A 25,350-nucleotide genomic window follows, 5' to 3' on the forward strand; every position below is an offset into this window, starting at 1 on the left:
GCATAGTATTCGGGGCCCTGCGGGGCCCTTTGCAATCACAGGAGTTCCCATGAACCTGAAAATGCTGATGGCATGGATGCTGTTTATTCCCGGGGTCAGCCAGGCCATCAACGTTGGTTCCGTCACCACCTTCATCGATGCAGGCAACCAGGATGTAGCCAAGGAGATCGAGAATGGCAGTGCTCAAGCCAGGCTGGTCACCATCTCCATCAGCCGCATCTCTTCACCCGAAGAGGGTGGCCAGGAGATCCCGATGGAAGTGGCCGGCGAGCTGATGCTCTCGCCCAGCCGACTGATGCTGCCCGCCCATGCCAAGAACAACGTGCGTTTCTTTTACAAGGGACCGCAGGATGGCAAGGAGCGCTACTACCGCATCCGCTGGCTGGACACCGCCCTGTCGATGGACGACCAAAGCAACAATCGCCGCCAGGCGGTTGCCACCACCTCTGCCCAGATAGGCACCATTCTGGTGGTCACGCCACGCCAGCAGCACTTCGCCTACAACCTGCAAAACGGAATGTTGAGCAATCAGGGGAATGCCTCTTACCGCACCGTGGCCTACGGCCCCTGTCTGGACCGCAAGGCACAGGCGCAGTGCAAAGAGACCTACTACGACCTGCCCGGCAAGCAGCGCCGCTTCAAGAAAGTCGATATGCAGGATCCACAAAGTCATCTTGGCCTCTGGCTGGGTCAGGAATTCGTCGTCGTCAAATAACCCGTTTGTGCTGGTACTGCCTTCACCACCCGGTCGAGTGGCGGTGTTGTTTTGCCGAAATCTGAAACCATGGTGCGTGATATGTTGAAGAAAACCTGCTTGTTGCCGCTCTCATTGCTGATGGTGGTCTCCGCCTCGGCCAACAGCGCGGCGCCACTCAAGATCGCCAACGTCATCATTCCGGCCAGTTTTGCCCAGGCTCTGGCAGAAGGGCTGGCCGTTCCCGTTCGTCTGCAGTACACGGATGAAAAAAACCGGCTCGACACCCTGACCGATAACCCGATCGGCAATACCACCCTGCTGCTGCAGGACGGCAAGCTGCATCTGCTACACATCGATTTTGGTGCTGGCCAGCAGCAAGGTCTGCTCAACGACCAGCTGACCGCCATGCTCGCCAGTGAAGAGAAGCGCACGTTTTCTGCCGAGGGCAGCTTGCAGATAGATGCCAATGCCAGCATGCAGCTTGACCTGGTGGCCATGTTGCTGACGATCCGGGTTTCACGCGATGCATTCGGCCAGGCCAGGCAACCGGACAACCGGGTGACCTTGACCCCGACCGTTGACGCCCTGACCGGGGTGCATCGTTACAATCTGGGCTACTCCTTCAACAGCAATCGGCAAAACGGTCACAGCGACTCCAACTTCCTACAACTGGACAGTACCGTCGGGATGGGTGCCCATCACATGGCGCTGGACGCCTCCCTCTACAACCTTGGGGAGCCAGAACAGAGCGGTGACATCTATCGTGCCATGTACGAGCGGGATCTTGACGATCGCCGCATCGCGGCCGGCATGGTCTCGACCTGGGATCTGCAGACGCTGGGGGTGGTGACCGGTCTGAGTACTGGCCGCATTTATGGGGCATCGTATGGCAACCAGGCCCAGTCACGTAAACAGAAGGCCGACGCGTCCACCACCCCGGTACAAGTCTTCATGCCTGCCAATGGCGAGGTCAGGGTGTACCGTGAGGATCGTCTGATCAGCCTGCAGAACCTGGCCATCGGCAACCAGAATATCGACACCTCGGCGTTCCCCAGTGGCGTTTACAACGTCACGGTCGAAGTCTATGTCGATGGACGGCTGACCAGCACCACGACCCAGCGCGTCACCAAGCTGGGCGGCAGTCTGGGCTTTACTCAGGAGTGGGGATGGCAATGGTGGGGAGGCATGATGGAAGGCGCCCAGAACAACGGTGATTCACCGCTGCTGGGAGTATCGCTGGCACGTTCGCTGGATACCCTGGAGCTGGCCACCACAACCTATGCCTTCAAGGATGCTGCGGTAGGCGAAGCCCGTGCAAACTGGCAGGCAACCGATCGTGTCAGTGCCCAGTTGCAAACCATGCTGGCCTCCGACCAATCGTGGCGCTTCGCATCCAGCCTCGCCCTGCAGGCCCATGACAATGCCTCTCTTTGGCTCAGCCAGGAGAAACTCGAGACCGGCAGCGCCCTGACGGTAAGCAACGCCGAACTCTACTCTGCCGGCATCACGCTCAATCTGGGTGGCTGGGTCAGCGGTTTCGGCCAGCTCACCTTCAACACCTTGCACGACCGCCAGATGAACAGCGATCGCAGTTATGCCGATTACTACCAGCACCTTTATGCCGGCAAATACGGCAACCTGTCGCTGCGCGCCAGCCTGCAGAGCGACAGCGGCACGCTCAACGGATTCAACAACAAGAGCATCACGCTGGATTACTCGATCCCGTTCGACAACCTGTTCAGCTTTGGCATGAGCAGCAACGAGCAGGGCCAGACCACGGCCAACCTCAACTACCAGAAACGCATGGACGGCGTCATCAATCTGGCCTCGTTCAATGCCTCGCGCATGATGCACGGCAGTGATGAACACAATATGGCGCTCTCCGGCACACTCGGGTTCGAGAACAGGGTCATCGGCGGCACCATGACGCTGGGCCGCGGCCATGGTGGCGACATGAATGGCAACCTGATTGCGCGCGGTGCCCTGGTCACCACCGAGGATGCACTGGTCGCCTCTAGCCGCAACTCCTCGGGGTCCGGCTTGATCATCAATACCGGGATCGATCGCCAAGGGCAGATGCTCGCCAAGGTCAACGGACAGGATTACCCCCTGCAGGGCGAGCAGACCTTCCTCGCCCTCCCCCCTTACGGGGAATACGAGATAGAGCTGCTCAACAGCAAGCGGGGCAAGGACAGCTACGACATCAATACCGGCAAGCAGCGCTACACCCTGTTTCCCGGCAACGTGGCCACCCTGGATGCGAGCAGCACCATCAAGGAGATGGTGACTGTCTTCGGCATACTCAGGGCGGAAGACGGTTCCTTGCTGGCCAATGCCCGCATCGACAACCATATCGGCACCACTGTGACCAACGAGGAGGGTGAATTCTCGCTGGATGTGGATAAAGCCAATCCCATGCTGACTTTCCGCCAGGGGAATGACTTCTGTGAAGCCGAGCTCGATCTTGAACAACACAGCGGCGCCGCCTGGGTAGGCATTATTACCTGCCAGGGGCTGCCCACCTATGCCATGGTGAGAGAGTACTGATGATGAATCCCGCATATAAATGGCTGTTGGCGATGGTAATTGCCACCAGCTGGGCCTCGCAGGCCAGTGCCGCAGTATCCAAAACTGTCTGGCCAAATGCTCCGCTACGAAACTTTCTGTTTATTGAGAACCAGGAAGACAACAACCTGTTTGTGGCACCTACCGACGGATTAGATCCACGTTTGACCGGTGCAAATGCTTGGACCTCCCTTAAAGGGAATGGGCAAGTGAGCCTGGCGTATGTTGATAATGGATACAACACCGATATTAACAATTGGAACGTCGACATGTGGGAAAACGGCCCGATCCGTCGTCCTTATGTCAACCAGCGCTGCATCATGACATATACCCGCTGTGATCCCGACACGGCAGAAGCGGTCAACAAACCCGCCGTGGTAGATGACCTTGGCTTTTTCGGTCTCATTGGCGCATCCGCGGGATGGGGGCACAGCAAGCTCAGCGCGAGTTTTTTTGACTATCTGCGCACCATGCCAGTTGGAGCCATTCTGAACAGAGAAATGAACTTGTGCATGACCACGCTCAAATACGACGCGGCGGCTGGAGAGCGCTGTATCAATCAGAACAGTGGCTACTGGTACGTGAGAAACATGCAGCACAAGAAGGCTGGTCATCTGCGCTTCGTACAAACCAACGCGATTAGCGAAGTCATTGTTGACAGCAATGGCGTACCTTATGTCTTGCCTGGTTCTCAAGGCTGTGAAAACTATCGTCTAGGCAATCAAGACGGCATTTTATGTCGGTTCCTTGATTACAACTTCAATGACGATGGCAGCCAAAATTATATCGAACCGTATATGTATACCAATGTCAGAAATAGCTCATTGAATAGCGCCATTGGCGTCACTGATTTGCAAATGAGTGCGGATCTCAAGAATTGGGCATACAAGGGTTATCGCCATAATATCAGCTACCTCAGGGGGCAATCCTCTGTATATCTGTTCCTATCAAGCAATTTCTTCAAACAAGTGGTGAGGTTGGGTCTGCAAGAACAACTTACTCGTAGCCTGATCAACTTCAATATGAAAAATGGGTATGCACCTGAGAGTGGATACTATGAGTTCAGTGGCACAACCGAGATACATATCAAGCCACGGGACTTCAGCGTATCGATTCTGTCATCCGATGGTATAACCACACCTTACAGGGAAGGCAGCGTTGGAAAAGATATTCTGAATTTCCCCTACAATATTTCTGATAGTGGCCCTATTAGTGCCGATCTGCTCGAAATATCTATTTCGCAAGACCAAGGCGTTCCTTATCAAGGGCATTGCACTTTTTACCCGGCCGAGAAGGTATCATCCGAGCAGGCCGTGCCAATTCCGACCAGGCTGGTGTTTGATTCAGGGACTCATGGTGCCGCTTCCCAGCATGCCATTGAATGTGGCGGACACTCGATAGATATCCGTGCCTTGGGCATAAAAGACAACCAACCACCACAAGAGTGGAACGATCCCGTCAACGGCAAAGGCATTACCCGATTCTACAAACTGGCGCTGGAATTCGATCTGACCGATCCCATGGTGCAACGAACCATTGGCAACGACTTGTGGGAAGGGGAAGTACAGCAAAGCGGTACCATTACCATCAAAGGAACCTGGCGCTGACCATGAAGAACGACATGCATCGCATTCTCTGGCTCTTGCTGGCCGGCACGCTGAGCTCACAGGCCATGGCCATCGACATCGGCGCCATGACGATTGCCATGGCACCGAACGAAGAATTCATCGCCCGGACCGTCACCAACAACAGCGGCTCGCCCAAGGTCTACGAAGTGCAGATGGAAAAAATCAGCAATCCCACGGCCACGGGGACAAGCGTTCCGACGGTACCCGGCGAGCTGCTGTTCGCCCCCAAGCGCTTCACACTGCACGCCAAGCGCATGCAGAACGTCAAGCTCTACTACAAGGGGCCGGCGGATGGTCAGGAGCGTTACTATCGCATCACTTTCACCGAGTCACCGGCGGCCCAGCTTGATGACAGTGGCCAGGCCAGACGCCGTGGTGCGTTGGAGATGAAACTCGCGCTGCAATCGACCCTGGTGGTGCGCCCGCGCCAGGTGCGTTTTCAATACCAGCTGGACCCGGCAAAGAGCAGCATCACCAATACCGGCAACACCTACTTCGAATTCATGGTGAAACGGGGATGTCTGCAGGCGGACAGCGAGGCCGACAACAAATACCTGCTGCCCGGCGAAACCTACCAGAACCCCGGGATCGGCCAGGCAGGCAACCAGAAGCTGATCGTCTACCAATCCCGGTTCATCCGGGTCGGCAAGGAGTGCTGGCCTGACTAGCCGCTCGCGAGCGGGCGACCGGGATTGGGCAGAGCCCTGGCCATCAGGATGACAACGTGGCCAGTCGGGCGGCGAAGCCCATGAAGAACAGGCCGATGAGGCCGTTGCCGAGCCGGGCCAAACGTACCTTGCGCGCAAAGAAGCGGGCCATCAGGGTGCCGCCGAAGATCAGCAAGGTCAGATAGACGAAGCTCATGGCCTCCAGCATGCTCGCCAGCACCAGGTAGGAGACCCAGGTGTGGGCGTAGTTGAAGTCGACAAACTGCACGAAGAAGGAGACGTAGAACAGGATCGCCTTGGGGTTGGTGAGGCTCAAGGTGAGCGCCTTGGAGAAGTAGCGCTCGCCATGCTCAACCACGGGCGCCTGCCCTTCCCGCCTGGCGATGAAGTTGGCATGCAGGATCTTCACCCCGAGATAGAGCAGATAGAGGGCCCCCAGGTAGCGCACCAGGGTAAACAGCAGCGGGGTGGTGCGAATGAGGGAGGCGATGCCCAGATAGGCGCAGAAGATCAGAATGGCGTCGCCGACAAAGACCCCGAGGGCCGCCTGATAGCCCGGGCCAACGCCGCGGCTCGCCCCGGTACGCAGCACATAAATCGAGTTGGGCCCCGGCGCTATGATGATGAAGAAGAGCCCGACCAGATAGGTCCAGACATTGATGACACCCAGGCTCTCAAACATGGCGCACCCCTCTGAACTTGGAAAACAGCCCGGTCAAGTAGGTCCAGACATTGATGACTCCCAGGCTCTCAAACATGGCGCGCCCCTCTGGAGTTGGAAAACAGCCCGCTCAGGCAGGTCCGGACGTTGATGACTCCCAGGCTTTCGAACATGTTCCCTCCATGGCGGGTATGCGACGACGAGGTTTCTATACTAATCCGCCGCCCGCCGAGCACAAGTACCGATCCGTGATCGGTTGCCCCATTCTCTCACGGCCCTCTTCCTGCCCCACTTTGTTGTGTCCAGACGCGTCGGGATCAGGCATGTTAAGCCATACCCAGACTCACAGAACCCGCCCTCATGGAAAAGAGCCTCAGTACCGATCAGCCACTCGCCGCCGCTACCGCGCACGACGCCTTGAATCGCACCACCTATCCGGTGATCGCCGCCATCAGCTTCTCGCACCTGTTGAACGACATGATGCAGTCGGTACTGCTGGCCATCTATCCACTGCTCAAGCTCGGCCTCAACCTGTCGTTCACCCAGATCGGCCTCATCACCCTCACCTACCAGTTCACGGGTTCCTTGTTGCAGCCGCTGATCGGCCTCTACACCGACCGCCGGCCCATGCCCTATTCATTGCCGTTCGGCATGGGCTTTACGATGATCGGCTTGCTGTCGTTGTCGCAGGCGGCCAGCTTTGGCGCCGTGCTGCTGTCGGCCATGCTGATCGGCATCGGCTCATCGGTGTTCCACCCGGAATCTTCCCGGGTCGCCCGCATGGCGGCCGGCAGTCAGCCTGGGCTGGCGCAGTCCCTGTTCCAGATCGGCGGCAACCTGGGGTCGGCCATAGGCCCGCTGCTCGCCGCGCTGATCATAGTGCCGCAGGGTCAGGGCAGTGCAGCCTGGTTCTCGCTGTTCGCCCTGGTCGGGGTCATCGTGCTCAGCCTGGTCGGGCGCTGGTCCAGCCACCACGCCGCCAACTTCCATAAGCGGATGAAAGCGCACCTCGGCCACGGTCTGAGCCGCCGCCAGATCGGCTGGTCGCTGGCCATCCTCGGCCTGCTGATGTTCTCCAAATTCTTCTACATGGCCAGCCTGAGCAGCTATTACACCTTCTACCTGATGGACAAGTTCAGCCTGTCGCTGGACAGCGCCCAGCTCTATCTGTTCGCCTTCCTGTTTGCCGTCGCGGCGGGTACCGTGCTCGGCGGGCCAATTGGCGATCGCATCGGCCGCAAGCGGGTGATCTGGATCTCCATCCTCGGCGTCGCCCCCTTCACTCTGCTGCTGCCCCATGTCGACCTGTTCTGGACCTCGGTGCTCTCGGTCATCATCGGCCTGATCCTGGCCTCGGCCTTCTCCGCCATCCTGGTCTACGCCCAGGAGCTGGTTCCCGGCAAGGTCGGCACCATCTCAGGCCTGTTCTTCGGTATCGCCTTCGGCATGGGGGGCATAGGGGCGGCCCTGCTCGGCCAGCTCGCCGATGCCACCAGCATCGAAACCGTGTACCAGGTCTGCGCCTACCTGCCGCTCATCGGCTTGCTGACCGCGTTCTTGCCAACCCTTAGAAAGGGATAACGGGCCACCCCGCGAGGGATACCACCCATAAAAAACGCGGCCTGAGCGGCCGCGTCTGAAGTGGATGTGAACTATGGTTGGTCAGCAGTACTGGCCAGCCCCCCCAGCCGCCGGGGCTACAGCCCCTGCCCCCCAAAGGCCGCTATCGCGCTCATCGACGATATAGAAGCAGCCTCTATCAGCAGTACTGGCCGGCTACCCAACCGGAAGACCAGGCCCACTGGAAGTTGTAGCCGCCGAGCCAGCCGGTCACGTCCACCACCTCGCCGATGAAGTAGAGACCGGCCACCCTGCGCGCCTCCATGGTCTTGGAGGAGAGCTCATTGGTATCCACGCCCCCCAGGGTCACCTCGGCGGTGCGATAACCCTCGGTGCCATTGGGCAGGATCTGCCAATCCCCCAGCAGGGTAGCCACGGCCTCCAGCTCCCGCTCGTTGTACTGGCGCATCGGCTTGCTGACCAGCTGGCCCAGCTCCACCAGCTTGTCGACGAAGCGCTTGGGCAGCTCTCGCCCCAGCACGGTTTTCAGCTCCTGCGCCGGATGGGCCTGGGCCCACTCCCTGAGGGTGGCGGCGATGTCGAGCTCCGGCAGCAGGTTGATGTGGATCTTCTCCCCCGCCAGCCAGAAGGAGGAGATCTGCAGGATGGCCGGGCCAGAGAGGCCACGATGGGTGAACAACATGGCCTCCTTGAAACAGGTGCCATCCTCGGCGGTCACCGCCACCGGCAGGCTGACCCCCGCCAGATCGGCGAAGGCCTCTTTCTCGGCCTGATGCAGGGTAAAGGGCACCAGCCCGGCGCGGGTCGGCAGCACGGTGAGACCGAACTGCTCAGCCAGCTTGAAGCCGTAGGGGGTGGCACCAAGTTTCGGCATGGAGAGGCCACCGGTGGCCACCACCAGCGAGTGGCAGCTGATCTCCCCCTGACTGGTGGTCAGCACGAACCCCTCTTCGCGCTTGCTGACGGTGAGGATCTCGGTCTGGAACTGCAGGGCCACGCCGGCCCAGTCGCACTCGGTCAGCAGGATGTCGACTATCTCCTTGGCGCTCTCGTCACAGAACAGCTGGCCCAGGGTCTTCTCGTGATAGCTCAGGCCATGCCGGTCCACCAGCTCGATGAAATCCTGCTGGGTGTAGCGCGCCAGCGCCGACTTGCAGAAGTGGGGGTTGGCCGAGAGGAAGGCGTGGGGACCGGCCTGATGGTTGGTGAAGTTGCAGCGGCCGCCGCCGCTGATGAGGATCTTGCGGCCCGGCTTCTTGGCGTTGTCGAGCACCAGCACGGAGCGGCCCCGATAACCGGCCTGGGCCGCACACATCAATCCGGCCGCCCCGGCGCCGATCACCACCACATCAAACTGCTTCATCATCACTCACTCATCAAAAGAAAAACGGCCCCTTTATACGAAGACCGTCATTGTATCCGGCAAAAACCAGCACCGCGGTTTCATGGCTGCCGCAATAGAAAACGGCCCCTGTTGAGAGGGGCCGTCATTGTACTGGCTGAACACTAAGTGTCCACGACTATCAGGCGTTGCCATCCATGATGCTGGCAGGAGCGCCTTTGGCCAGCTCGGCCAGCTCCTTGTCGATGAAGTAGAGGCCCTTGCCGTCTTCCCCCACCAGCGACAGGCGATCGACGATGCTCTTGAACAGCTTCTCCTCTTCGTGCTGCTCGGCCACGTACCACTGCAGGAAGTTGAAGGTGGAGTAGTCCTGGGTGGTGAACGCCACGTGGGCCAGACCGTTGATGCACTTGGTGATGTGGTATTCGTGCTCGAGGGTGGTGCGGAAGATGTCACCCAGCGACTTGAACTCGTGGGGAGGAGCATCGATGGCACCCAGCAGCGGCATGGCACCGGTCTCGCTCACGTAGGTGAACAGGCGCTCCATGTGCTGACGCTCCTCGACGGCGTGCTGACGCAGGAAGTTGGCCGCCCCCTCGAAGCCCTTGTCCTCGCACCAGGCGCTCATCTGCAGGTAGAGGTTGGAGGAATAGAATTCAAGATTAATCTGCTCGTTCAACTTCTCGATCATGGCTTTGGCCAACATGATGATTCTCCACTGTGATTTGGTCACGATTGTCGCCACAGTTTCGTTATGAAGCAACCAGATACCGCTGCCCAAGCTCTCAGTTGTGACAGCTTTTCGCCTCATCCTATCCCCCATACGGTTATAGAGAAGCAAAGAAACATGGTGTAAGTGGATTCAGCCATTATGATGGCGCCAGTGGTCGGGGAAAGGATTCAATGAGATTCATAATGGCACTGGCGCTGCTCTGGATGACCCAGCTGCAGGCCACTCCCTCCTTGCTGAAAGAGGCTGAACTGCAGGCGGCGCGCGATCCCGTCGGCTATCTGCAACGCCTCGATGCCAACCCGCAGCAGGACATGGAGCAGTTTTACGCCAGAGCCCTGGCCCAGGCCGCGCTGGGGCGCTATCCGCAAGCCCTGCTCGACAACGCCCGTGCCCGCGGGCTGGCCAGTGCCCAGCAGGAGACCCTGCGCCTGCTCGACTTCCGCTTGCAGCAGATCGCCCTCACCCTGGATACCGAAGCGCCGGATCAGGCGCTCACCCTGCTGGAGCAGCTCAAACCCGCCGTCGCTGGCCATCCGCAGCAGACCTCGGAGTGGCACGCCCTCAACGGGCTCGCGCTCTATCGCACCCAGCAGCTCAGTGCGGCGATCGCCGAGCTCAAGACCGCCTTTCGCCTCAAGCAGACGATACCGGACTCCACCATCGCCAGCCTGCAGTGCGCCCGCCTGCTGATGACCCTCGGCAACCTCTACGCCGACCTCAATCTGGCGCGGGAGGCCGAAAGTTATTATCTGGAGGCGCTACAGCGCATGGTGCAGCTGGACGAGCCCAACAGCCAGATCATCATCCGGGCCAACATGGCGCGGCTCTATATCGATACCGAGCGCCCCGCCCAGGCCAGACGGCTGCTGGACAATCTGCTGGCCAACCCGGCGCTGGCGCCGGACTACCGTGCCATCATCCTCGGCTATCAGGCCATGGCGCTCAATGCCGAGCGCGACTGGGCCGGCGCCCTGCGCGCCCTGGACGAGGCGCAGGCGCTCTATCAGCAACTGGGCTACCCGGAAGCCGGGGTGCGCCTGCTGGAGACCCGGGCCAGGGCGCTGCAGGGCAGCGGCGAGAAGCAGCTGGCGCTGCAACTGCTGACCAGCCAGGGGCCTGCCGGTGCCAGCAGCAAGGCCTTGCAGGCCAGTTTGCTGGCGGATCAGGGACGCTACCCCGAGGCCTACCAGGCGCTCAATGAATACGTGAACGACTACAAGCAGCACTTCAACCAGACCCTGAGCCAGCATGCCGCCGCCTTCCAGGCCGAGATGGATCTGGCCCGCAGCGAGGCCAGCAACCGGGTGCTGCAACAGGAGAACGAGAACAAGCGCCAGCAGCTGCTGCATCAGCAGAGTGCCCGCCACTACCAGCTGGCGCTGGTCGGTCTGCTGGCCAGTGCCCTGCTGCTGCTGGGCGTCACCACCCACCGGCTGCACCGCAGCTCGCGCCACCTCTACAAGCTGGCCACCTTCGATCAGCTGACCGAACTGCCCAATCGCCGCGCCCTGCTGGAACGGCTGGCCACCCAGTGGCAGCAAGAGGGCCCGCTCACCCTGCTGATCATCGACATCGATCACTTCAAGCAGATCAACGACCGTCACGGCCATCAGGCGGGAGACAGGGCCATTCAGCGGCTGGCGCGGGAGCTGAGATCCTGGGCGCCCGACCTGCAACTGGTCGGGCGCTGGGGCGGCGAGGAGTTTCTGGTAGCGGTGCCGCTGCCGGCGGCGGATTGCTGGTATCTGGCAGAGCAGCTACGCCAGCGCATCGGCCAGATCGACAAACCCCGCATGACCATCAGCATCGGGGTAGCCGGCCGCTCGGCCGCCGATGACGGGTTGGGCCAGCTCATCCATCGGGCCGACATGGCCATGTATCAGGCCAAGCGCCAGGGCCGCAACCAGACCATTCTGGCCGCAGAGCCGAGCAACCCGGAACAGCCGGAGGCGCTGGCCAGCAGCGTGGCCTGACTTCAGCCCCCTGGCTCAGGGCAGCAGCTCGGTCAGCGAGGCCAGATCCACCGGCGCGCCGTAGTCGACGCCCGGCAGCTCGAAGCCGTTGAGCTGCATGAAGTCCTGGCGCAACCCGGCAAAGTCCCCCAGCGCGTGGAAGTTGTCCGGCGTCACCTTGGACCAGAGCGCCGAGACGGCGGCCTGAATGGCCGGGTCCAGTTCGTGGTCATCCATCCGGATCAGCCGGTTGCCGTCGGCCACCACCCCTTGCGGGCCGTACATCTTGGTGGCAAACAGCCGCTGCATCTGCTCGATGCAGCCTTCGTGCACGCCGCGCTCCTTCATCACCCCCATCAGCAGGCCCAGATAGACCGGCAGCACCGGAATATAGGCGCTCGCCTTGGTCACCAGCGCCTTGCAGACCGACACCCAGGCATGGCCGCCAAGCTCCGCCAGCTGCAGGTTGATGGTCTCGGCGGTGGCGTGCAGATGCTCCTTGGCATAACCGATGGTGCCGTCCCGATAGAGGGGGTAGGTCGATTCGGGGCCGATATAGGAGTAGGCCACGGTCTGGGCGCCGGGCGCGAGGCAATCCGCCTGCTGCAACGCCTGCAGCCAGAGCTGCCAATCCTCGCCGCCCATCACGCTGACGGTGTCGCGGATCTCCTCCGGGGTGGCCGGATCCAGCGACTGCTGCACTAGGGTGTCCTGTTCCAGATCCAGTCCCCAGCCGCTGAATGGCTGGCCGGTGGTCTTGAGCACGGAGCGCACTTGCGTGCCGTCAGGCAACACCCGGATGCCGCTCGCCAGCGAGTAGATCACCAGATCCACCTGCCCCAGCTGCTGGCGGATGGTGTCGATAGCCTGCTGGCGCATCCCGATGGAGAAGGCATCCCCGATCAGATTGATGGCGATGCGGCCGGCCTGCTCCGCCTCCTTGCGAAACCAGATGTTGTTGTACCAACCGGCGCTGCCCGGCCCCTTGTCAGAAGGGCCCCGCTCGAATGACACGCCGACGGTGTCGGCCCCGGCTCCGAAGGTCAGGGCAATGCGCGACGCCAGCCCGAAGCCGGACGAAGCGCCCAGCACCAGCACCCGTTTCGGCCCGTTGAAGGAGCCCGCCGCCCTGACGCTGGCAATCTGTTGCAACACGGCGGCGCGGCAGCCGATGGGGTGACAGTTGCGGGCGACGCAGCCCTGGATCTGTGGGTGAATGATCATCAAGGAGTCTCCAAGGAATCAATACGATACGCGAAATGACGGTCGCAGACCGGCCCGTATCCAACCGGGAAACGGTGTTCAATGGCCAGCGACGGTCTGCCAATGGAACTGGCTACAGCATAACCAAGCGAGACGGGATTACCTTGATGTCGGGCGGAATATCGGCGAGAAGGCGGCAGAAAAACAAAAGGGAGCGCGAGGCTCCCCAAAGCGGTATTCAGATGCTTTTTGTTGTTTTGTGTTCATTGCGAAGCACGGGCACATCCTATGCCTGTCACCGGCCGCGGGCAAGCCGGCGGGTGTGACCTGCTTCAAACTCCTGTTCGATTTATAGCCAGTTTATTAGCTGTCGTCGGCGACAAGCTCCATAAGAAACTCGTTTAAATCCCAAAACTGTGCCGGGGACACCATTTTAGTTTCAGCAGACATTGGTATAGTGGACTCAGGATCAGTGAGGAGAACTCCCATGAATGGAACCTATTACAAACACATACTGGCCGCGATCGACCTGTCGGAAGACAACCGCAAGGTGATCGAGAAGGCGGTCGACCGGGCCCGCTCCAACGGCGCCAAGCTGTCGGTGATCCATGTCGATGTGGACCTCAAGGATCTCTACACCGAGATGATCGATATCGACATCGACAACGTGCAGGATCAGGTGATCGCCGAAGCGAAAGAGAAGCTGGAGGCCTTCCTGGCCTCGGTGGACTACCCCATCGAGAAGAAGCTGGTGATCTGCGGTGATTTGAGCGAGCGGGTCAACCAGGCGGTCAGGGATTATCAGATCGATCTGCTGGTGTGTGGCCATCGCCAGAGCTTCTGGAGCCTGCTCACCTCGAGCGCGCGCCAGCTGATGAATACCGTGCCCTGCGATCTGCTGGTCGTCCCCTTGCAGAAGTGATCAAACAGGCGTAGTTTGATTTGCCATGAATATGACCTCATTCAATCACAACTACTGGTGGTGCTGCTCTTAAACAGGCGGCACTGCTTTTCTATGTAAGATTTCCCAAAGAAAACACCGTGACCGCCGAGAGGCGGTCATTGTTTTCATCCCTTTGTCGCCTCCCGGCTCACCCAACTGGAGAGAGTGACATGCACAACCCCGTTATCCTGACCGGCGACCGTCCCACCGGCAAACTGCACATCGGCCACTATGTCGGCTCGCTGCGCCAGCGCGTCGAAGCCCAGCACCATTACCGCCAGTTCGTGATGATCGCCGACCTGCAGGCGCTGACCGACAACGGCCACAACCCGGCCAAGGTGACCGACCACGTGCTGGAGGTGATGGCCGACTACCTGGCCGCCGGCCTCGACCCGGCCAAGACCACCTTTTGCCTGCAGAGTGCCCTGCCCGCCCTCGCCGAGCTCACCACCTATTACCTCAACCTGGTCAGCGTCGCCCGGCTGGAGCGCAACCCCACCGTCAAGGCAGAGATCCAGCAGAAAGGGTTCGAGCGCAGCCTGCCCGCCGGTTTCCTGATCTACCCGGTCAGCCAGGCCGCCGACATCACCGCCTTTCGTGCCACCCATGTGCCGGTGGGCGAGGATCAGCTGCCGATGCTGGAGCAGACCAACGAGATCGTGCGCCGCTTCAACACCCTGGTTGGCAAAGAGGTGCTGACCGAGTGCCAGCCCATTCTGAGCGACACCGGTCGTCTGCCCGGCATCGACGGCAAGGCCAAGATGTCCAAGTCCCTCGGCAACACCATAGAGCTCGGCATGTCGGCGGAGGAGATCAAGCAGGCGGTGTTCGCCATGTATACCGACCCCAACCACCTCAAGGTGAGCGATCCGGGTCAGGTGGAGGGCAATACGGTGTTCGCCTATCTCGATGCCTTCCATCCCGACAAGGCACTGGTAGCCGAGATGAAGGCCCACTATCAGCGCGGCGGGCTGGGGGACATGCGCTGCAAGCAGGTGCTGAACGACTGCCTGCAGACCCTGCTCGCCCCGATGCGGGAACGGCGCGAGGCGGCCATCGCCGACAAGCGCCAGCTGCTGCGCCTGTTGCAGCAGGGTACCGAGCAGGCGCGCGCCCTGACCGACGAGGTGCTGGCCGAGGTGAAGGGGGCGATGGGGCTCGACTACTTCGCCGGATTGAACTGATCCGCCCCGCGCTGTGCCGGGCTGCCGAGCGCATCCGCGCCGTAGCGCTCGAACGCCAGCCGGTGCAACAGCCCCTTGAACCAGCCGATCGCCTCGTCATGGGCGGTGAGCGGGTGGCCCGCCATCAGATAGACGATGGGGATGTCGGGGTCCAGCTGGTGCAGCCGCAGCGGGTAGTAGCGGCAGAAGTGGCGCCCGATCATCTCGGGCACAACCACCAGATAGCGACCGGTGGCCATCAGCGGCGGCACCGCCATAAAGCTCGGTAATCGGACACCCAATTCACGCTCCACCCCGAAGCGGGCCAGCCAGAGATCCACCATGGCCTGGCTGTGGCCCCAGCTGGAGGTGTGGATGTGGGGCCGGCTGACCAGATCGTCCGGCCCCAGCACGTCCGGCAGTTCGCTGCCAAGGGGCGACAGACAGACCAGCGGGTTGTTGAACCAGGGCTCGCGCCACAGCCGGGGCGAGAGGTGATTGGCATCGGCGAAGCCGATCACCAGATCCAGCTCCCCCTTCTCCAGCTCCCGCTCGTAGTCGCTGTCGGCCAGCTCGCACACCTCCAGCCGGCAGTGCGGGGCATGCCGGTGCAGCCGCTCCACCAGCGCCGGTACCAGGCCATGTTCCACCGAGCCCGGAGTGGCGATGCGAAAGATCCGCCGCGCACTGGCGGGGTCGAACCCCTTGGCCTGCCGCAACCCCTGCTCCAGCATGGCCAGCGCCTGGCGCACCGGGCCGGCCAGCGCCTTGGCGCGCTCGGTCGGCATCATCTCGCGCCGGCTCATCACGAACAGGGGGTCGTCCAGCGCCGTTCGCAGCCGCCCCAGCGCATGACTGACGGTGGACTGGGAGAGGTGCAGCCGCTCGGCGGCACGGGTGACGTTGCGCTCCTGCATCAGCATGTCGAACACGGTGAGCAGGTTGAGGTCGAGGCGGGAAAGGGGCAGTTCCATCGATATTGGCCATGGTTGGATGACGACAATTCATTTTTGGCATAGTAGCAGATTGCATAGAATGCGCAGGCGAATTACATCGGAGATTAAAATGCGTAGCTATCTGTTGTTGCTGGCGATTGGCCTGTTGTGGGGCTCCCAGTTCATTTTCATGCATCAGGCCGTGACCGAATTGCCACCCATCATGGTGGCAGCAGGTCGCGCCTTGTGTGGCAGCCTGACCCTGGGTCTGCTCTGCCTGTTCATGCGTCTCAAGAGCGAACACACCCCGTGGCGTACCTATATGCTGATCGCCCTGCTCGATGCCACCCTGCCCTTCATCATGGTGGCCTGGGGTCAACAGTATGTGGATAGCGCCATCGCCGCCGTGGTAATGGGTTGTATCCCGTTTGTCACCATCCTGATGGCACCCTTGTTGGTTTCCGGTGAAAAAATCACCAAGGGCGGTCTCGTCTCCGTGGTCATCGGCTTCGTCGGCGTGCTGGTGCTGTTCTGGCCGAAACTGGCCAGCGGCATGAATGCCGGCCTGCTCGGCGCCATGGCTATCCTGTTCGGAGCCAGCTGCTTCGCCATCGGCCTGCTGATGATCAAGCGCTTCGCCAAGGACCACCCGGTGGTCGTGGCACGCAACATCCTGATCTCTTCGGCCATCCAGCTGCTGCTGGCCGCTCCGTTCGTCACCGATCTGAGCGCGCTCACCATGCCGAGCCAGCATGCCATCGGCGCCGTCGCGGTGCTCGGGGTGTTCTGTACCGGTCTGGTCTACTTCCTCTACATGGCGCTGATCCAGAAGGCGGGCCCGACCTTCGCCTCCTTCAGCAACTACCTGGTGCCGCTGTTTGGCGTCATGCTGGGTGCCCTGTTCCTCGGCGAACAGATCCAGTCCACCACCGGCGTGGCACTGGCCCTGATCCTGGGCTCGGTCGCCCTCAACCAGTGGGCTCAGCAGCGCCGCGTCCAGCGGGAGGCTGCCCTATGTCAGGCATCCTGACCACGCTCTGCGGCGGCCTGGTGGTGATCGCCGGCTGGCAATATCGCCAGCGGCTGATGGGTCTGCTCGGACTGTTGATGGTGCTGCTGCCCTGGTTCTTCGACAGCAAGCTGCAAGCCATGCTGAGCTATGCGCTGAGTGCCTGACATCAATTTCTGAATGTGTGACGAGAGTGTATCTCTCCTGTTTTTGGGACCGTTTTTCAAAAAAACCTCCGATTTGTCCCTTCTACCGGCGCTCTGCGCCGGTTTTTTTATGGCTGCCTTGCCCTGCCGCCCGTCACACCCGATAGCGATAACTCAGTCGCTCGTTCTTGCGCGGCCCTGTGATCTGCCAGCTCAGTAGAAAACCGTCATCGATCTCGGTCAGCTCGGCACTGTAGTGATCCTGGCCGCACAGGTGAGGCTCGGCGGTGAGCCAGCGACCATCCCCCTGCGGCAGCAGCTCGAACAGCACCACCGGCTGCTCGTAACGCAGGTGGGAGAGCCGGATCCCCTGCTCGCCACGCTGCCACCAGAAGCGGTTGTGCATGGTCAGCACCCGGCCATGGGGCGTGGTGTAGCGGCCGTGCTCGGCAAACAGCCAACCACCCTGATGATCGGTCACCGTCACCTCCCCCTCGCCGCTGCCGCACCAGTCGGTGGCGGAGCCCTCCCCGTTGCTCGCGGTAAAGGCAAATGCTCCGATCTGTGGCAACTGGCGCCATAAACGCTGGATCACGGCTTCCATCTCGGCCATCATAGCCCCCTTCAAAATTGACAACTGACGACAAATCAACCACATGAACTACTTGATAGGGGTTACCCTGCTCTGGTCATTCTCCTTCAGCCTGATCGGGGTCTACCTCGCCGGTCAGGTGGATGCCTACTTCTCGGTACTGACCCGCATCGTGCTCGCCAGCCTGGTGTTTCTGCCCTTTCTCAGACGGCGCTGGTTGCGGCCCGACCTGGTGGCCAAGCTGATGGCCCTCGGCGCTACCCAGCTCGGCATCATGTATCTGTTCTATTACCACTCCTTCCTGCTGCTGACGGTGCCGGAAGTGCTGGTGTTCACCATCTTCACCCCCATCTACGTCACCCTGATCCATGACCTGCTGGAGCGACGCTTCAAGCCCACCTATCTGTGGGGAGCCTTGCTGGCGGTGCTGGGGGCGGCCGTCATCCGCTTCGACGGGCTGACCGAAAGCTACGTGCTGGGCTTCCTGGTGGTGCAAGGTGCCAACATCTGCTTCGCCATCGGCCAGGTCGGCTATAAGGTGCTGCTGGCACGGGAGAAGGAACAGCCCCCCCAGCTCGCCGTATTCGGTTGCTTCTATCTGGGCGCCCTGGCCGTGGCCCTGCCCGCCTGGTGGCTGCTGGGCACGCCGCAATACCCCACCAGTACCCTGCAGTGGGGCATTCTGCTGTGGCTGGGGATTGGCGCTTCCGGGCTTGGTTACTTCCTGTGGAACAAGGGGGCGACCCAGGTCAGCAGCGGTGTGCTGGCCATCATGAACAACGCCCTGATCCCGGCGGGTCTGCTGGTCAATCTGCTGCTGTGGGGCAAGGATACCGACCTGCTCAGGCTCACCCTGGGCGGCCTGTTGATGCTGGCCTCCCTCTGGGTATGCCAGCGCCATGGGGTGAGTGAGCGCTGACTAAAAATCAGCCAACGACAGTGTTGTGCTCCCGTCTGGCCTGACCGTGGCAGGTAGCCAGCCGGGCCAGCAGGTGATCGATCTGCTCGCCGGCCTGGCTCTGCACCAGGCCGATGCTGACGGTCACCGGTCGCTGCGGCAGCAGGCTGGCATCGGCGATCTCGAGCCGCAGCCGCTCGGCAATCTCGAGCCCGCTCAGCCGATCGGTCTGGGAGAGCATCAGGATGAAGCCGTCTTCGTCCCAGCGGGCGAATGGGTCTTCCCGCCGCAGCTCGTGACGCACGATGCGGGCCAGCTTGGCCAGCATGGCATCGCAGGCCACCTCGCCGAACAGCTGCTGGATCTTGGCCCTGTGGTCGACGCTGAATTGCAGCAGGCTGAAGCTGCCGCTCTCGCTGGCCAGCCGCTCATCGAGCAACAGCTCGAAGTGGCTGCGGCTCTCCAGCCCGGTGAGGGGATCGGTGCCGTGTCGCTCTTCCACCAGCAGTGTCTGTGAGTCGAGCAGACGCACCACCCCCAGCACCTGGCCGTGAACATCGCGCCTGGCCCGCTCTTCCAGCCGGACATAGTGGCCGTCGTGATGCAGGATGCGGTATTCGAGCCGGATCTGGGCCACCCGCCCGCTCTGGCAGGCGGTCAGCGCCTCCTGCAGGTTCCCCACGTCGTCGGGATGCACGCGATCCAGCCAGCCGAGATCGTCCAGACCGGCTTCGTTCAATCCCAGCAGCCGCAGACAGGAGAGATCCCGCTGCACGCCCTGCTGCGGGCTCCAGCTCCAGAGCCCTGCCTCCAGCAAGGCGATGGCATCCGCCATCAGCGCCAGATCAAACCGGGTAATTGCCTCCCTGAGGGGAGCCTTGAGCATGTCCATCGAGCGCCTCGACACCGAATCTGAAGACCTTCTCAATAAGTAACATTGGCTCTCGCGCCGAGCAACAGGGTCAGCGCGCTTTTCCTTGATAGCCGTTCATCAAGGCCTGCCAGTTCTCCGGTACGAAGTGAAAACTGGTATGCAACTGGGACTCCTTGTTGAAGGAGCGCAGCAGCCGTTCCAGGTTGGCCTGCTGCCAGTTGCCGGGAGAGCGGATGGCTCCCTTGTCGAAGTCGATCACCCACACCTTGTCCTCCTTGTCGAGCAGCAGGTTGTGGCTGTTGAGATCGGCGTGATAGACCCCGGCGTCGTGCAACCGACGCACCGTCTGGCCCACCTTGTGCCACACCTCGCCGGCGATCGACCCCTGCTTGAGCAGGGCGACCAGATCCTTGGCGCCACGGATGCGCTCGATCAGGATGTCGGCCCGATAGAAGGGGCCCTGCTTGGCCATCCGGGCGGCAAACGGGCGCGGCACCGGCAATCCCTGAGCGCTCAACTTGGCCAGCAGCGTGTATTCGGCCATGGCCCGGCTCGATTCGACCCCTTCGAACCAGAAGCGATCCCGCACCACCTTGCCCACCATGCCACCGCGATAGTAGTGACGTAGCACCAGGTGGCGGGATTCATCCTTGACGAACCAGGTCACTCCGCGGCCGATGGAAGACCCCACCACCTGGCGATGTGTCTGCCACCAGGCCGGATCAAACAGCTCGGGAGAAGGGTCGCGAAACGCCCCTTCGGCGTACCAGCAGATCTGGTTGTGTTCGGTCTGAATTTGCATTTTTGGCGATTCCGGTCGGTCAGTCATGGCTACACAAGGCAAGGGCAACAGGGGCCCTGTCAGGAGCACCGGCTGCCGGTCGTGCGCAATTTTACAATCCACGGGGGAGTTTGCATAATGCCATCCATCCATTTTGCCACCATTGCGCCACATCATGCCGCTGCTCCAAACGACGCCCTCCTCCATCTGCATCCTGCGGCTCTCCGCCATCGGCGACTGCTGCCACGCGTTGGCGCTGGTGCGCGTCATCCAGCGGGCCTGGCCGACGACCCGCATCACCTGGATCACCGGCAAGATTGAAGCGACGCTTTTTGCCGATCTGCCCGGGGTCGAAGTCATCGCCTTCGACAAGAGCAAGGGCTGGCGCGGCTATCACGAGCTCTGGCAGACCCTCAGGGGGCGCCAATTCGATGCCCTGCTGCACCTGCAGGCGGCCATGCGGGCCAGCATCGCCACCCTCGGCATCCGGGCCAAGGTCAAACTCGGGTTTGATCGGGAGCGGGCCAGCGACGGCCAGTGGCTGTTCACCAACCACAAGGTGCCATCCCCCGCCTCACCCCACGTGCTGGACGGCTTTCTCGCCTTTGCCAAAGAGCTCGGGATAAAGGATCTGACCCCGGACTGGCAACTGCCCATCAGCGCCGAACACCAGGCCTGGGCGAAAAAGAAGATTGACGGCAAGCCGACCCTGCTCATCTGCGCCGCCGCCAGCAAGGCATTCAAGAACTGGACTGCCGCCGGCTATGCCGCGCTGGCGGATCATGCCGCTGACAGAGGTTTTCAGGTCTATCTGTGCGGCGGGCCGGCCAAACTGGAGCGGGATCTGGCCGCCGATATTCAACGGCTGAGCCACAGCAAGCCGGTGGATCTGGTGGGGCAGACCAACCTCAAGCAGTTGCTGGCGCTGATCAAGGAGGCCAGCCTGGTGCTGGCCCCCGATACCGGCCCCACCCACATGGCCACCCTGGTGGGCACGCCGGTGCTCGGTCTCTATGCCCACCACAACCCGGATCGGACCGGCCCCTATCTGTGCCGTGACTACGCGGTCAGCGTCTATCAGGAGCTGGTCGAGCAGGAGACCGGCAAGCCGCTGGCCGAGCTCGGCTGGCGCACCCGCCTCAAGGATCCGGATGCCATGAGCAAGATAACCCACGAGCGGGTCATCGCCGCCTTCGACCGGCTCTGTGCCGATCGCCAGTTGCCCGCCGGGCAGCAACTCGGAATTTCCGAGCAGTGAAGCAGGGATAATCTGCTGGCCCGCCCGCACGGCGGCAGGCAGAATGGCGGCTGATGTGGGTGACGCTCCCGCAGCAAGCTACGAATACTTTGATCGGCTGGAATATGATTCCGGCCGTTTTTTTATCCGCCACCTTCTGTTAAAATTCGCCGCCTTTACATCCCTCTTAATTCAAGAATTTTCCGCGTTTCGGATTTGGCTGTCTCCCTTTCGGGCACAAGACGGCGGCCTCTGCTACAACCAAAACACGGTCTCGCTTAAAGGTACAGACATGGCGCAACAAGGCACTCTCTATATCATCTCCTCCCCGAGCGGAGCGGGTAAATCCAGCCTGCTCAATGCCTTGCTGACCCAGCACAACAGCGCAGGCAAGATGCAGCTGTCGGTTTCCCACACCACCCGCGCCACCCGTCCCGGTGAAGAGCACGGGGTGCACTACCACTTCGTCAAGGTGGAAGAGTTCAAGGCGCTGATCGAGCGCGGCGACTTTCTGGAGTGGGCCGAGGTGTTCGGCAACTACTACGGCACCTCCCGCGCCGCCATCGAAGCCTGCCTGGCGCAGGGGATCGACGTGTTCCTCGATATCGACTGGCAGGGCGCCCGCCAGATCCGTGAACAGATGCCGACCAAGTCCATCTTCATCCTGCCGCCCAGCCGCGAAGAGCTGGAGCGTCGCCTGATCGGCCGCGGCCAGGACAGCGCCGAGGTGATCAAGGGCCGGATGGAGAAAGCCATTGCCGAAATGGTGCACTATGACGAGTATGACTATGTCATCATCAACGAAGACTTTGAGCAGGCACTGTTCCAGCTGAGGGCCGTCATCGAGTGCCAACGGCTGGAATTGCGCCAGCAGCAGCAGGCCCAACAAAACTTGCTGCAACAGCTACTGGCAGAATAGGCCAAAAACAAGTAAACTTTTGCGTCATTTTTAAACACCGCTTTTTTAAACCGAGAAAGCCCAAACACTGGAGTCCTGCATGGCACGCGTTACTGTAGAAGATGCTGTAAAACAGGTAGGTAACCGTTTTGACCTGGTGCTGGTCGCCGCCCGCCGCGCCCGCCAAATCGCGGTTCAAGGCAAAGATCCCCTGGTTGACGAAGAGAACGACAAGCCGACCGTGATCGCCCTGCGCGAGATCGAACTGGGTCTGGTGAACAACCAGGTGATGGACACCCAGGACCGTTACGAGCAGCAAGAGCAGGAAGCCGCCGAGCTGGCTGCCGTTGCTGCCATCGCCGAAGGCCGCGGTTAAGTCAGTTATTTCTTATAGTCGGCGCCCGCCCGGGTGCCGACTGTTCTCCCCCATTTACAACCGCTCGAAAACCTCGCAAACTCAGGACTATACCCTCTATATCCACGGATTGCCGTTTCACCGCTGCGGGGACTGTCTTGTATTTATTTGAAAATCTTAAAGAAATAGCCAGTTCCTACCTGCCACCCGAGCAGGTGGAGAAGCTCAGGCAAGCCTATGTGGTGGCCCGTGATGCTCACCAGGGACAGATGCGTTCCAGCGGCGAGCCCTATATCACCCACCCGGTTGCCGTTGCCCGCATTCTCGGCGACATGCGCCTCGATCATGAAACCCTGATGGCCGCCGTGCTGCACGACGTCATCGAAGATACCCCTGTCACCAAGGCCGATCTGGCCGAACTGTTTGGCGATGCCGTCGCCGAGCTGGTAGCGGGCGTCTCCAAGCTCGACAAGCTGAAGTTTCGCGATCGCAAGGAGGCCCAGGCCGAGAACTTCCGCAAGATGGTGATGGCCATGACCCAGGATATCCGGGTCATTCTGATCAAGCTGGCCGACCGCACCCACAACATGCGCACCCTGGGTTCCCTGCGGCCAGACAAACGCCGCCGCATCGCCCGGGAAACCCTCGAAATCTTCGCTCCCATCGCCAACCGCCTCGGTATTCACACCATGAAAAACGAGCTGGAAGAGCTGGGCTTCGAGGCGCTCTACCCCATGCGCTCGCGCGTGTTGCGCGAATCGGTGCGCCGCGCCCGCGGCAATCGCCGCGAAATCATCGACTCCATCCAGAGCGAGATTGAAGGCCGGCTGCGCGAGGCAGGCATCGAATCCCAGGTCAGCGGCCGCGAGAAGAACCTGTTCTCCATCTACAACAAGATGGAGAAAAAAGAGCTGCAATTTCATGAGGTAATGGATATCTACGCCTTTCGTGTGAGGGTGAAGGACATAGATACCTGTTACCGGGTACTGGGCCAGATGCACAGTCTCTACAAGCCCCGCCCCGGCCGCTTCAAGGATTACATCGCCATTCCCAAGACCAACGGCTACCAGTCGCTGCACACCTCCCTGGTAGGGCCGCACGGGGTGCCGGTGGAGGTGCAGATCCGCACCGAATTCATGGATCAGATGGCCGACAAGGGCGTCGCCGCCCACTGGGCCTACAAGCAGGATGGTGACAGCTCGGGTACTACCGCCCAGATCCGCGCCCAGCGCTGGATGCAGAGTCTGTTGGAATTGCAGCAGAGTGCCGGCAGCTCCTTTGAATTCATCGAGGGGGTCAAGACCGACCTCTTCCCCGACGAGATCTACGTGTTCACGCCGGAAGGGCGCATCATGGAGCTGCCCGCCGGGGCGACCCCGGTGGACTTCGCCTACACGGTGCACACCGACATCGGCCACGCCTGCGTCGGTTCGCGGGTCGATCGCCACCCCTATCCGCTGAGTAGCCCGCTGCACTCCGGCCAGACGGTGGAGATCATCACGGCGCCGGGGGCTCGCCCCAACGCGGCCTGGCTCAACTTCGTGGTGACCACCAAGGCCCGCTCCAAGATCCGTCAGTTCCTCAAGAACCTGCGCACCGAAGAGTCGGTGGTACTGGGTCGCCGCCTGCTCAACCATGCGCTGGGCGCCAAGAACATCGAAGACATCCCGGAACCGCGCATCAAGCAGGTGCTGGCCGACACCAAGCACGAGAACCTGCAGGGCCTGCTGGCCGACGTGGGCCTCGGCAACGCCATGAGCGTGATGGTGGCGCGCCGCATGCTGGGGGATGAGCTGCCACCGGAAGAACAGCCCAAGTCCAGCAGCAAGAAGATGCCGATCAAGGGGGCCGACGGCATGCTGGTCACCTTCGCCAACTGCTGCCGCCCGATCCCGGGGGACGCCATCATCGCCCACATCAGCCCGGGCAAGGGGCTGGTGATCCACCAGGAAGCCTGCCGCAACATCAAGGGCTACAGCAAGGAGCCGGACAAGTACCTGCCGGTACAGTGGGAAGTGGATAAGGAGCAGGAACAGGAGTTCCGCACCGGCATCAGCATCGAGATCGTCAACCACCAGGGCGCCCTGGCGGAGCTGGCCAACGTGATTGCCGCTACCGGCGCCAACATTCACGCCATCAGCACCGAGGAGAAGGATGGCCGGGTCTATCTGGTCACCCTGCTCATCACCACCAAGAGCCGAATCCACCTTGCCAACATCATGCGCAAGATCCGGGTGATGCCGAACGTGCTCAAGGTGAGCCGACAGAAAAACTGACCACAGGCGGCGCAAGCCGCCTGCTGCTTTTCAAGAGACAAGCTTGGCCCACCGCCGCAGGCACACCCGTTCAACTTGGCGAGTGGACAAACCCGGCTTCGGCAGAGCCGACATGACCGCGAAACGCGTCAAACGAATTTACGACAGGCTGGCCCGGCGCCAGCCCGATTTGATCCTGTGCATGCAAGCGATGCGTGCACACACCTCACGACA

23 protein-coding genes are annotated in these 25,350 nt (G+C 61.2%); 15 read left to right on the top strand and 8 right to left on the bottom strand.

The window, feature by feature from the left end; all coding sequences use genetic code 11:
- Positions 1 to 49 precede the first annotated feature (49 nt).
- The 4 genes from PG900_RS19655 (at position 50) to PG900_RS19670 (ending at position 5,558) form a co-directional block, all read left to right on the top strand.
- Positions 50 to 715 (top strand): hypothetical protein, encoded by a 666-nt coding sequence (locus tag PG900_RS19655; protein ID WP_201887395.1) that lies wholly within the window; start codon positions 50 to 52, stop codon positions 713 to 715.
- A gap of 81 nt (positions 716 to 796) precedes the next feature.
- A complete protein-coding gene (locus tag PG900_RS19660; protein WP_270832085.1) occupies positions 797 to 3,244 on the top strand; it encodes a fimbrial biogenesis outer membrane usher protein in 2,448 nt (815 codons plus the stop codon).
- Positions 3,244 to 4,869 carry a hypothetical protein gene (locus PG900_RS19665; protein ID WP_270832086.1) on the top strand — a complete coding sequence of 542 codons (1,626 nt, stop codon included), beginning with the start codon at positions 3,244 to 3,246 and terminating at the stop codon, positions 4,867 to 4,869. The genes PG900_RS19660 and PG900_RS19665 overlap by 1 nt, the downstream gene beginning before the upstream one ends.
- Before the next feature lie 2 nt (positions 4,870 to 4,871).
- The gene (locus tag PG900_RS19670; protein WP_270832088.1) at positions 4,872 to 5,558 is read left to right on the top strand and encodes a fimbrial biogenesis chaperone; all 687 of its coding nucleotides are present in this window, start codon (positions 4,872 to 4,874) and stop codon (positions 5,556 to 5,558) included.
- 43 nt (positions 5,559 to 5,601) lie between these two features.
- Here PG900_RS19670 and leuE read toward each other — a convergent pair whose 3' ends face one another.
- Positions 5,602 to 6,240 (bottom strand): leucine efflux protein LeuE, encoded by a 639-nt coding sequence (leuE, locus tag PG900_RS19675; RefSeq protein WP_041216145.1) that lies wholly within the window; start codon positions 6,238 to 6,240, stop codon positions 5,602 to 5,604.
- Between the two features lie 339 nt (positions 6,241 to 6,579).
- Here leuE and PG900_RS19680 point away from each other — a divergent pair, with 339 nt between their 5' ends.
- Complete coding sequence (locus tag PG900_RS19680; protein ID WP_270832090.1) at positions 6,580 to 7,800, top strand: MFS transporter; 1,221 nt, start codon at positions 6,580 to 6,582, stop codon at positions 7,798 to 7,800.
- A gap of 178 nt (positions 7,801 to 7,978) precedes the next feature.
- Here the strand turns inward: PG900_RS19680 and PG900_RS19685 are convergent, their stop codons facing one another.
- Both PG900_RS19685 and ftnA read right to left on the bottom strand, forming a co-directional pair.
- Positions 7,979 to 9,163 (bottom strand): NAD(P)/FAD-dependent oxidoreductase, encoded by a 1,185-nt coding sequence (locus tag PG900_RS19685; protein ID WP_270832092.1) that lies wholly within the window; start codon positions 9,161 to 9,163, stop codon positions 7,979 to 7,981.
- Between the two features lie 160 nt (positions 9,164 to 9,323).
- A complete protein-coding gene (ftnA, locus tag PG900_RS19690) occupies positions 9,324 to 9,848 on the bottom strand; it encodes a non-heme ferritin (protein ID WP_016348910.1) in 525 nt (174 codons plus the stop codon).
- A gap of 209 nt (positions 9,849 to 10,057) precedes the next feature.
- Here ftnA and PG900_RS19695 point away from each other — a divergent pair, with 209 nt between their 5' ends.
- Positions 10,058 to 11,848: a GGDEF domain-containing protein gene (locus PG900_RS19695; RefSeq protein WP_270832119.1), complete on the top strand. Its 1,791-nt coding sequence runs from the start codon at positions 10,058 to 10,060 to the stop codon at positions 11,846 to 11,848.
- A 15-nt stretch (positions 11,849 to 11,863) separates the two neighbouring features.
- Here PG900_RS19695 and fabV read toward each other — a convergent pair whose 3' ends face one another.
- Positions 11,864 to 13,051 carry an enoyl-ACP reductase FabV gene (gene fabV / locus PG900_RS19700; protein ID WP_270832094.1) on the bottom strand — a complete coding sequence of 396 codons (1,188 nt, stop codon included), beginning with the start codon at positions 13,049 to 13,051 and terminating at the stop codon, positions 11,864 to 11,866.
- A gap of 466 nt (positions 13,052 to 13,517) precedes the next feature.
- Here fabV and PG900_RS19705 point away from each other — a divergent pair, with 466 nt between their 5' ends.
- Positions 13,518 to 13,952 carry a universal stress protein gene (locus PG900_RS19705; RefSeq protein ID WP_010635648.1) on the top strand — a complete coding sequence of 145 codons (435 nt, stop codon included), beginning with the start codon at positions 13,518 to 13,520 and terminating at the stop codon, positions 13,950 to 13,952.
- Between the two features lie 191 nt (positions 13,953 to 14,143).
- Positions 14,144 to 15,157 (top strand): tryptophan--tRNA ligase, encoded by a 1,014-nt coding sequence (gene trpS / locus PG900_RS19710; RefSeq protein ID WP_016348907.1) that lies wholly within the window; start codon positions 14,144 to 14,146, stop codon positions 15,155 to 15,157.
- Here the strand turns inward: trpS and PG900_RS19715 are convergent.
- Positions 15,136 to 16,110, bottom strand: coding sequence for a LysR family transcriptional regulator (locus PG900_RS19715; RefSeq protein ID WP_011704088.1), 975 nt, complete (start codon positions 16,108 to 16,110; stop codon positions 15,136 to 15,138). The two genes, trpS and PG900_RS19715, sit on opposite strands and share 22 nt — an antisense overlap.
- Before the next feature lie 91 nt (positions 16,111 to 16,201).
- Between PG900_RS19715 and PG900_RS19720 the strand changes: the two genes are divergently transcribed.
- Positions 16,202 to 17,101: a DMT family transporter gene (locus tag PG900_RS19720; RefSeq protein ID WP_016348905.1), complete on the top strand. Its 900-nt coding sequence runs from the start codon at positions 16,202 to 16,204 to the stop codon at positions 17,099 to 17,101.
- A complete protein-coding gene (locus tag PG900_RS19725; RefSeq protein ID WP_016348904.1) occupies positions 17,086 to 17,247 on the top strand; it encodes a hypothetical protein in 162 nt (53 codons plus the stop codon). Before PG900_RS19720 ends, PG900_RS19725 begins: the two co-directional genes overlap by 16 nt.
- Positions 17,248 to 17,380: 133 nt before the next feature.
- Here PG900_RS19725 and PG900_RS19730 read toward each other — a convergent pair whose 3' ends face one another.
- Complete coding sequence (locus PG900_RS19730) at positions 17,381 to 17,839, bottom strand: DUF6314 family protein (RefSeq protein WP_270832095.1); 459 nt, start codon at positions 17,837 to 17,839, stop codon at positions 17,381 to 17,383.
- A gap of 43 nt (positions 17,840 to 17,882) precedes the next feature.
- Here PG900_RS19730 and PG900_RS19735 point away from each other — a divergent pair, with 43 nt between their 5' ends.
- The gene (locus tag PG900_RS19735; protein WP_039214096.1) at positions 17,883 to 18,737 is read left to right on the top strand and encodes a carboxylate/amino acid/amine transporter; all 855 of its coding nucleotides are present in this window, start codon (positions 17,883 to 17,885) and stop codon (positions 18,735 to 18,737) included.
- Between the two features lie 7 nt (positions 18,738 to 18,744).
- Here the strand turns inward: PG900_RS19735 and PG900_RS19740 are convergent, their stop codons facing one another.
- Positions 18,745 to 19,608 (bottom strand): GGDEF domain-containing protein, encoded by an 864-nt coding sequence (locus tag PG900_RS19740; RefSeq protein ID WP_060390962.1) that lies wholly within the window; start codon positions 19,606 to 19,608, stop codon positions 18,745 to 18,747.
- A 70-nt stretch (positions 19,609 to 19,678) separates the two neighbouring features.
- Complete coding sequence (locus tag PG900_RS19745; protein ID WP_039214098.1) at positions 19,679 to 20,392, bottom strand: 3-deoxy-D-manno-octulosonic acid kinase; 714 nt, start codon at positions 20,390 to 20,392, stop codon at positions 19,679 to 19,681.
- A 154-nt stretch (positions 20,393 to 20,546) separates the two neighbouring features.
- On the opposite strand from PG900_RS19745, the gene PG900_RS19750 reads away from it, so the two are divergent.
- The 4 genes from PG900_RS19750 (at position 20,547) to spoT (ending at position 25,137) form a co-directional block, all read left to right on the top strand.
- On the top strand, positions 20,547 to 21,629 hold the full coding sequence (locus PG900_RS19750) for a glycosyltransferase family 9 protein (protein WP_270832099.1): 1,083 nt from the start codon (positions 20,547 to 20,549) through the stop codon (positions 21,627 to 21,629).
- A gap of 271 nt (positions 21,630 to 21,900) precedes the next feature.
- Positions 21,901 to 22,527 carry a guanylate kinase gene (gene gmk / locus PG900_RS19755; protein ID WP_016348898.1) on the top strand — a complete coding sequence of 209 codons (627 nt, stop codon included), beginning with the start codon at positions 21,901 to 21,903 and terminating at the stop codon, positions 22,525 to 22,527.
- A 79-nt stretch (positions 22,528 to 22,606) separates the two neighbouring features.
- Positions 22,607 to 22,882 carry a DNA-directed RNA polymerase subunit omega gene (gene rpoZ, locus PG900_RS19760; protein WP_005307060.1) on the top strand — a complete coding sequence of 92 codons (276 nt, stop codon included), beginning with the start codon at positions 22,607 to 22,609 and terminating at the stop codon, positions 22,880 to 22,882.
- Between the two features lie 137 nt (positions 22,883 to 23,019).
- A complete protein-coding gene (spoT, locus tag PG900_RS19765; RefSeq protein WP_011704079.1) occupies positions 23,020 to 25,137 on the top strand; it encodes a bifunctional GTP diphosphokinase/guanosine-3',5'-bis pyrophosphate 3'-pyrophosphohydrolase in 2,118 nt (705 codons plus the stop codon).
- Positions 25,138 to 25,350: the final 213 nt, after the last annotated feature.

The sequence above is a fragment of the Aeromonas sp. QDB03 genome (assembly GCF_027707985.1).
GTDB lineage: Bacteria > Pseudomonadota > Gammaproteobacteria > Enterobacterales > Aeromonadaceae > Aeromonas > Aeromonas hydrophila.

Bases quoted from the DNA above. Each gene is read 5' to 3' on its own strand.
- PG900_RS19655 (WP_201887395.1), top strand. From the start codon at position 50: ATGAACCTGAAAATGCTGATGGCATGGATGCTGTTTATTCCCGGGGTC.
- PG900_RS19660 (WP_270832085.1), top strand. From the start codon at position 797: ATGTTGAAGAAAACCTGCTTGTTGCCGCTCTCATTGCTGATGGTGGTC.
- PG900_RS19665 (WP_270832086.1), top strand. From the start codon at position 3,244: ATGATGAATCCCGCATATAAATGGCTGTTGGCGATGGTAATTGCCACC.
- PG900_RS19670 (WP_270832088.1), top strand. From the start codon at position 4,872: ATGAAGAACGACATGCATCGCATTCTCTGGCTCTTGCTGGCCGGCACG.
- leuE (WP_041216145.1), bottom strand. From the start codon at position 6,240: ATGTTTGAGAGCCTGGGTGTCATCAATGTCTGGACCTATCTGGTCGGG.
- PG900_RS19680 (WP_270832090.1), top strand. From the start codon at position 6,580: ATGGAAAAGAGCCTCAGTACCGATCAGCCACTCGCCGCCGCTACCGCG.
- PG900_RS19685 (WP_270832092.1), bottom strand. From the start codon at position 9,163: ATGAAGCAGTTTGATGTGGTGGTGATCGGCGCCGGGGCGGCCGGATTG.
- ftnA (WP_016348910.1), bottom strand. From the start codon at position 9,848: ATGTTGGCCAAAGCCATGATCGAGAAGTTGAACGAGCAGATTAATCTT.
- PG900_RS19695 (WP_270832119.1), top strand. From the start codon at position 10,058: ATGGCACTGGCGCTGCTCTGGATGACCCAGCTGCAGGCCACTCCCTCC.
- fabV (WP_270832094.1), bottom strand. From the start codon at position 13,051: ATGATCATTCACCCACAGATCCAGGGCTGCGTCGCCCGCAACTGTCAC.
- PG900_RS19705 (WP_010635648.1), top strand. From the start codon at position 13,518: ATGAATGGAACCTATTACAAACACATACTGGCCGCGATCGACCTGTCG.
- trpS (WP_016348907.1), top strand. From the start codon at position 14,144: ATGCACAACCCCGTTATCCTGACCGGCGACCGTCCCACCGGCAAACTG.
- PG900_RS19715 (WP_011704088.1), bottom strand. From the start codon at position 16,110: ATGGAACTGCCCCTTTCCCGCCTCGACCTCAACCTGCTCACCGTGTTC.
- PG900_RS19720 (WP_016348905.1), top strand. From the start codon at position 16,202: ATGCGTAGCTATCTGTTGTTGCTGGCGATTGGCCTGTTGTGGGGCTCC.
- PG900_RS19725 (WP_016348904.1), top strand. From the start codon at position 17,086: ATGTCAGGCATCCTGACCACGCTCTGCGGCGGCCTGGTGGTGATCGCC.
- PG900_RS19730 (WP_270832095.1), bottom strand. From the start codon at position 17,839: ATGGCCGAGATGGAAGCCGTGATCCAGCGTTTATGGCGCCAGTTGCCA.
- PG900_RS19735 (WP_039214096.1), top strand. From the start codon at position 17,883: ATGAACTACTTGATAGGGGTTACCCTGCTCTGGTCATTCTCCTTCAGC.
- PG900_RS19740 (WP_060390962.1), bottom strand. From the start codon at position 19,608: ATGGACATGCTCAAGGCTCCCCTCAGGGAGGCAATTACCCGGTTTGAT.
- PG900_RS19745 (WP_039214098.1), bottom strand. From the start codon at position 20,392: ATGCAAATTCAGACCGAACACAACCAGATCTGCTGGTACGCCGAAGGG.
- PG900_RS19750 (WP_270832099.1), top strand. From the start codon at position 20,547: ATGCCGCTGCTCCAAACGACGCCCTCCTCCATCTGCATCCTGCGGCTC.
- gmk (WP_016348898.1), top strand. From the start codon at position 21,901: ATGGCGCAACAAGGCACTCTCTATATCATCTCCTCCCCGAGCGGAGCG.
- rpoZ (WP_005307060.1), top strand. From the start codon at position 22,607: ATGGCACGCGTTACTGTAGAAGATGCTGTAAAACAGGTAGGTAACCGT.